This window comes from Lutibacter sp., from assembly GCF_040883305.1.
Taxonomy (GTDB): Bacteria; Bacteroidota; Bacteroidia; order Flavobacteriales; family Flavobacteriaceae; genus Lutibacter.
Window position 1 is genome coordinate 1 of sequence record NZ_JBFLKT010000127.1, and the last position, 5,813, is coordinate 5,813.

Below are 5,813 nucleotides of genomic sequence, written 5' to 3' on the forward strand. Positions count from 1 at the left end.
ACCAAAGTATATTAACATCAAATTATAATTTAACTAATTTGGAATATATTTTTTATACAACTAAAACAAATTATCTATACACTATTTCCGATTTCGGTTTTATTAAAAACCAATTTAACAATACTTCAAACAAGTTAATTGGATTAGGGCTTGGTTATAATTTTAAATCGAAGAATAGTATTATTAATTTGAGTTATGTCGTTGGGAAAACTGAGAACCAACCCTTTAAAATTAATAATGCAAAATTACATGTAAAACTTTCTTATTATTTTTAAAATTTCTTAATCAACTATTTAGCCTAACGCAACTTTAAAATAAACCTCAACTAATAGATTCAACTTTGTTAATTAAAACTACATTCCTCTAACAATATACCAACCTTTTTTAACATAAATTAAGAGTTTGACAGTAATAAGTTTGGTTTATTAACAAATTATTAAGATTTTTGACATAATTAATTCAAATAATTCATATAATGAAAACAAAGTTTAATGGTTTATTAACGCTATTATTAGCGTTATTGGTGCAATTCACATTTGCACAAGAAAAAACTGTTACGGGTACAGTAAGCGATGCAAGCGGACCACTACCTGGAGTAACAGTTCTTATTAAAGGTACCAATACAGGTACTCAAACCGATTTTGACGGGAAATATTCAATCAATGCTAAAGCAGGAGACATCCTTAAATTTAGCTATATTGGTATGAATACAACAGAAAAGACCGTCGGTACATCAAATCAAATTAATGTTACGATGACGGAATCTGCACTAGCATTAGAAGAAGTTGTAGTAACTGCTCTTGGGATTAAAAGAAACTCAAAAGAGCTTTCTTATGCGGTTAAAACGTTAGGCAACGATGATTTTACCAAAACTAAGTCTGCCAACGTAGCTACAGCAATTGTAGGTAAGGTTGCTGGTTTACAAATTAACACAACTAATAACGGTGTTAATCCAAGCACTAGAGTTGTGCTTAGGGGTAGTAGATCTTTATTAGGAGACAATCAAGCACTTATAGTAGTTGATGGTTTTCCTTCTTCAAGAGGTGTTCTAGATCGTATCAACCCAAACGATATAGACAATATTAGTGTCTTAAAAGGAGCCAATGCAGCTGCACTTTATGGATCTGAAGCAACAAATGGTGTTGTTTTAGTGACAACTAGGCAAGGAAGGGGTAAATTAAAAGTTACTTATAATGGATCTTTCACAGCAGAAAATGCAGCGTACTTACCAGAATTTCAAGATGAATTTGGTGTTGGTGGGTTTCCTGATGGAACTCTATATCCATTAGAAAATGTTGCTTGGGGACCTCGCTTTGATGGAAGAATGGTTGACGCTAGTGAAACGTTAGATGATGGTTCTGTTTGGCAAGTGCCTTATACTCCTATCAAAGACAATCATAAAAATTTCTTTGAAACTGGTGTTACTATTAGAAATGGTGTTACAGTAAGTGGTGGTGATGATACTGGTTCTTTTTTAATGTCTATAGATCAAACTAACACAACAGGTATTGTACCAAAAGATGCTTATAATAGAACTAACTTTAGATTAAAAGCAAGTAAATCTTATAATAAATTAAGTGTTGGTGGAAATTTATCTTTCTTTAGATCTCACTCTAATGTTGTTGGAGAAGGTGGACGTCAAGATAGACCGTTATACTGGAATATTATTAACACACCATTACATTTACCGATTGAAGAGTTGAAAAACTGGAGAACTGGACAGTTTACTAGAAATGAAACTTCTTATTTTGCATTTTACGAAAACCCTTATTTTATTATAGATACACAAAGAGAGATGGCGGATTTTAATGAATTTAACATTCTTGCTTATGCCAACTACGAAATTACAGATTGGTTAACAGCTTCTTTAAATATGGGATATACTGCTACAAGTAGTGCCTCAAAAAGAGAATTTGGCGCCTTAGAATACGCATTTGAATTAGCACATGTTTACTCTAGAATAGATGAATATGGTGCAAGAACTGCAGATGGATTATCAAATTCAGCAAGAACAAATACCGATTTCTTATTAAGATTTGATAAAGATGTAGCTGAAGATATTAATTTAAAAGTTGTAGCTGGTCACAATTTAAGGATTCAAACTGGTAAAAGCATTAATGTATCAGGATCTGATTTAATTATTCCAGATTTCTATAATGTATCAACAAGAACAGGTGAATTAGTAGGTGGAGAATCACATACTGAGTATCGAAAAATGGGTGTTTATGGTGATTTAACTGTTGGATACAAAGACTTTTTATTCTTAAGTGCTACAGGTAGAAATGACTGGAGTTCAACATTACCAAAAGATAATAACTCTTTCTTTTATTGGGGAGCAGGTGTATCTTTTGTACCGTCTAATGCTTTTCCTGAAATAATAAATAACGATGGACTAAGCTATTTAAAAACAAGTGTTAACTTAACAAAAACTGGTAATGACCCAGGTCTTTATAGAACACAAGGAACTTTTTTTTCACCTAGTAATTTCCCGTATGGAACTACAGTAGGTTTATCACAAAGTAGCACAGTATCTAGTCCTCAATTAAGCCCTGAGTTTACAACAGCATTTGAAATTGGAATCGAATCAGGTTGGTTTCAAAACAGACTTACTGCAAATATAACTGGGTATAAAACAAACTCTACAGATCAAATAGTAAATGCCGATGTTTCTTATGCATCTGGTGCTGCACAAGCAGTAGTTAACGTTGGTGAAATTCAAAACTTAGGTATTGAAGTAGAATTAAGTGGATCCATTTTAAGAGCTGAAAATTTTTCTTGGGATGCTGGTATAAACTGGGCTGCTACTAAATCGGAAGTTATTTCATTAGCAGATGGTGTAGACGAATTAAATATTGGTGGTTTTACAAGTGCTCAAATTATAGCTAAAGTTGGTCAACCTTACCCGCAAATTAGAACAACATCTTACTTAAAAGATGATGAAGGTAGAATTATTGTAGGTGCAGACGGAGATCCAATTCAAGATGCTGTCAATCAAATTCAAGGTAAAACAGTACCGGATTATATTGTAGGACTTAATTCAACAGTAAGATATAAAAATTGGAGTTTATACGCAGTTGCAGATTACAGAACTGGTCACGTATTTTTCAATAGCCTTGTTGATGCAATGGAATTTACAGGTTTAACTAAGCATAGTGCTACATCGGGAAGACAGCCTTTTGTTTTTCCAAACTCATCTTATTCTGATGGAGCTGGTGGTTATGTAGCAAATACCAATAGGTTAACATCAGGTGGTGGTAACGCTTTCTGGGATTCTTATAATGATGTAAGAGAAAATTATGTAACTGATGCTACAACATTAAAGTTAAGAGAGGTTTTATTATCTTACACATTTGATCAAAAAATGTTAGAAGGAATTGGTATAGATGATTTATCTATTGGTTTATTCGGAAGAAATTTAATTACCGTTAGACCTAAAGACAACGTATATACTGATCCTGAATTCAACTTTACTACAGGAAATGCAGTTGGAGTAGGAACTCAATCTCAAACAGCACCTACAAGACAGTTTGGAATGAGCGTAAATTTAACATTCTAAAAAAAACATAAAATGAAAAATATAAAAATTAAAAAAACAATTTTATTCCTGTTTACACTTGCTATAGTTAGTGTAAGTTGTGATGATTTCTTGGATGTCAACGACAACCCAAACAGCCCACCAATTTCTACGCCTAGTTTAACATTGCCAGTTGCGCTATCAGACTTTACTGATTTAAACGCACGAACAATGACTTACCTAGGGAATCAACTAGTAGTTAATTGGGCAACGCCTTCAAACTGGTCAGCCAATTCAATCTATATGAGATATGACTTTAGTGCAGATGATTTTAGTAATGTATTTGAAACATCTTACGTTTCTATTTTCAAAAATCTAACCTATATTGAAACTTATGAAGATCCAACAGGAGCCGTTGATTATTCTAACTATAAAGCTATTTCTAAAATAGTAAAAGGTTTTCAATATCAATTATTAGTAGATTTATATGGTGATATCCCTTATACTGAAGCAAATTTAAGAGGAGATAATCCAACTCCTGCTTATGACGACGCAGAAACGGTTTATAAAAGCGTAATTGCAGATTTAGATGCGGCAGTTGCCTTAATTAACAATGGAGATAATGCAGAAGATCCAGGCAGCCAAGACATTATTTTTGGAGGTCACATGGAAGATTGGATTGAATTTGCCAATAGCATTAAATTAAGAATGTTGGTACGTATGAGTAATACAGGTCAAGATTCGTATATATCTGGTGAAATTGCTTCAATAATTGCTAACGGTGGTGGGTTTATACATACACATGCAGCTACAAACCCAGGATATTCAAGTGATGAAAGCAAACAAAGCCCTTTTTATGACTATTTTGTTCAGCCTAATGGAGCACAACAAAATAGACAAGATTATACTGTAGCTTCTGAATATACATTAGAATGGTTAACAAATGCGAACGATCCAAGAATGGATAGACTTTACAAAGCAGCAGCAAATGGAGGTTTCAAAGGAGCAGTTCAATCAACAGTTTTACCTGGAACTGGATTTACCTCTGAAGATTTATCTAAAGTAGGCCCTGGTCTTTTAGTAAGTGCCGACCAAGACCAAATAGTAATGTCTATGGCTGAAGCTTTATTTGTGCAAGCAGAAGCAACTGTAAGGGGTTATTTACCTGGAGGGGATGCTGCTGCACAGGATTTATATGAAGCAGCAATTGAAGCTTCTTTTATACAATTAGGTGTTGAAGATGCTGAAAATGAAGCTGAAGCTTATTATAATCAACCTATTAAAAATGTAAGCTGGAGCAACTCCCCTAATAAAATTGAGGCTATTATCACTCAAAAGTGGGTAGCACTAAACGGAACATCATCTATAGAATCATGGATTGATTTAACAAGAACAGGTTTTCCTTTAGGTTTACCAATTCCTGAAGAATCTAATGGTCAAAGACCTCTAGGATTATTGTATCCTTCATCAGAAAGATCAAGAAATAGCAATAACGTGCCTTCACAATCTGCTGGAGATGTATTTACTAAAGCTCCTTTTTGGAGATAAAAAATGAAAATCATGAAAAAAATAATAAATACTAAGAATTTAAGAATTTTATACGTTCTTATGATTGGAAGTTTTTTAACATTAACTTCCTGCGATCTATTAATTGATGACTACGAGACTGATTTTGGTAAAGGTCCTATATTAGCTCAATTTCAGAACACTTCGGTTGAACTTAACATTATTAAGGATGCCGCAAATACTCCAATAGATTATGAAATACCAATCACTTATTTTGGAGGTAAAAATGTACCTTTAGATAGATCTGTTGAGGTTACTATAGCAACTAGCCCTACCTCTCAGGCAAAAGAAGGTATTGAATTTGAATTAACTTCAACAACTTTTACAATTCCTGCTGGAGAAACTACTGCCAATGCATCTATTCGCATATTAACAGGCGGTTTAGTTCCTTTTGATTTTAAGGATATTGTTATAGAAATTGTAAGCTCTTCAGAAGCTGTTTCTGACGTTAACACGTTCTCACTAACACTTAAAGCTCTAGATGCTAACACGTTGGCAGGAACTTATGATGTGGAAATAGGTCAGTACTGGAATTCAGGTACACGTAGAAGTGACTTCTCTATTCCTGTAACAATTTCAGCTATTTCTCCAGGACTATACAAACATGGTGGTATTGGTCACTGGCCAGATGGTAATGATTTTTACTTTACTGTTGATGACGATTCTGGAGTAATAACGGTTTTAGATAAAGATTTAGCAGGGGAACCAACTTTATTAAATGGCTCACCAATTA

General features: G+C 33.6%; 3 protein-coding genes and 1 pseudogene. All 4 read left to right on the forward strand.

The annotated features are described in order from the left end of the window. Positions 1 to 275: pseudogene (locus tag AB1Z17_RS03945) on the forward strand (hypothetical protein); the annotation flags it as partial. A 200-nt stretch (positions 276 to 475) separates the two neighbouring features. Then, complete coding sequence (locus AB1Z17_RS03950; RefSeq protein ID WP_368050494.1) at positions 476 to 3,556, forward strand: SusC/RagA family TonB-linked outer membrane protein; 3,081 nt, start codon at positions 476 to 478, stop codon at positions 3,554 to 3,556. 12 nt (positions 3,557 to 3,568) lie between these two features. Beyond that, the gene (locus AB1Z17_RS03955; protein ID WP_368050495.1) at positions 3,569 to 5,062 is read left to right on the forward strand and encodes a SusD/RagB family nutrient-binding outer membrane lipoprotein; all 1,494 of its coding nucleotides are present in this window, start codon (positions 3,569 to 3,571) and stop codon (positions 5,060 to 5,062) included. Between the two features lie 12 nt (positions 5,063 to 5,074). After that, positions 5,075 to 5,813, forward strand: a 739-nt coding sequence (locus AB1Z17_RS03960) for a hypothetical protein (protein WP_368050496.1), incomplete at its 3' end; no start/stop codon positions are given.

What these genes read in the sequence shown, in the direction of transcription:
- AB1Z17_RS03950 (WP_368050494.1), top strand. Translation starts at nt 476, where the DNA reads ATGAAAACAAAGTTTAATGGTTTATTAACGCTATTATTAGCGTTATTG.
- AB1Z17_RS03955 (WP_368050495.1), top strand. Translation starts at nt 3,569, where the DNA reads ATGAAAAATATAAAAATTAAAAAAACAATTTTATTCCTGTTTACACTT.